This is a genomic window from Actinoplanes sp. NPDC051411 (assembly GCF_040682075.1).
Lineage (GTDB): Bacteria > Actinomycetota > Actinomycetes > Mycobacteriales > Micromonosporaceae > Actinoplanes.
Genome location: NZ_JBFBAD010000218.1, coordinates 1 through 1,435 on the forward strand (window position 1 = coordinate 1; position 1,435 = coordinate 1,435).

Sequence of the window (1,435 nt, forward strand, 5' to 3'; positions counted from 1 at the left end):
GCGGGCCTCGCGGCCCGCCACCCCGCACCTACTTGCCGATGTCGGACAGGTTCTCGTTGTACGGCTTGGCGATCTCGTCGAGGAACGCGGCCGGGGTCTTCGACCCGTTGATCAGGCCCTGTACGCCGGCGACGAGCGTGTCGTAGTAGCCGGGGGCCGGCCAGTCCGGGTAGAACGCGAGACCGTCGGACGTGGACACCTTGTTGAAGTTGTCGATCAGTTCCTTCGACTTCGGGTCCGTGATCGCGTTCGGGTCGGCCGCCACCGGCAGGCCGCCGCTGTTGCCCATCAGGTTCTGGATGTCCGGCTGCATCGTGATGTTGATGAAGTCGTAGGCCAGGCTCTTGGCCTTGCTCTTGGACGGGACGACCCAGAGGTTGCCGCCCGAGCCCGGGTGCATCGTGTTACCCGGGAAGAGGAAGGTGCCCCAGTCGAAGTTCTTGACCTCGCTCTGGAAGCGGCCGTACCACCACGAGCCCGAGAACATCATCGGGAACTTGCCCTGCTCGAACGCGACGCCCATGTCCTCGGCCTTGATGCCGGCCGAGTTCTTGGCGATGTAGCCCTTGCTCACCCAGTCGGCGAACGTCTGCGCGCCGTAGGTCAGCTCCGGCCCGTGGAAGTCCACCTTGTTCTGGTAGAGCTCGTAGTTGTTGACCCACTGGCGGTTCGCCTTGGACAGCGCCAGCTCGTAGAAGATCTGCTGGGCCGGGTATTCCGCGCCGCCGACGCTCAACGGGGTGACGCCCCTGGACTTGAAGGCGTCCATCACCTTGACCAGGTCGTCGTACGTGGCCGGGACCTGCAGGTTGTACTTCTTGAACAGGTCCTTGTTGTAGTACATCTCGACGTACTCGCCGTAGTTCGAGACGCCGTACCACTTGCCCGACCCCATGATGCCCTGGTCGTCGTAGCGGTCGGTGGTCTGCAGGCTCGGGCTCAGCTTCTTGTCCCAGCCGAACTTGGTGACCTGGTCCGACAGGTCGGTGAGCAGGCCCTGCTTGGCCAGCAGGCCGGCGGTGGCGTTGCCCTTGTTGTATTCCATGATGTCCGGCGCGCTGTCCGAGTTGAGGATCATCTGCGCGTTCTGCTGGATCTGCTCGAAGGACTTCTCCTCGAACTTCACCGTCACGCCGGGGTGGCTGGTCTTGAACTCCTCGATCGCCTTGTTCCAGGCGATGCCCATGGCGCTGGTCGGACCCTCGTAGTGCCAGAGGGTGAGAGTCTTGGCGTCCTTGCCGTCGTCGCCGCCGCTGGATCCGGAACCGCCGCATGCGGTCAGCGCCAGCGAGGAAACCAGGAACAAAGCTCCGGCAGCGACGCCGGCTCGTGATCGAAACATGCCGTCCTCCGGGAGGGTTCGTGGAAGGGCAGGCACCGCGCCTCGGGGGAACCGGACCGCCCCGGGGCTTACGGGGGAGGGAGTGAAGCCCCC

The 1,435-nt window shown here is 64.6% G+C and carries 1 protein-coding gene; it reads right to left on the reverse strand.

Features of this window, described 5'->3' with window-relative positions; genetic code table 11:
* Positions 1 to 28 precede the first annotated feature (28 nt).
* The gene (locus AB0M88_RS51240) at positions 29 to 1,342 is read right to left on the reverse strand and encodes an extracellular solute-binding protein (RefSeq protein WP_364115292.1); all 1,314 of its coding nucleotides are present in this window, start codon (positions 1,340 to 1,342) and stop codon (positions 29 to 31) included.
* Between the last annotated feature and the right edge of the window lie 93 nt (positions 1,343 to 1,435).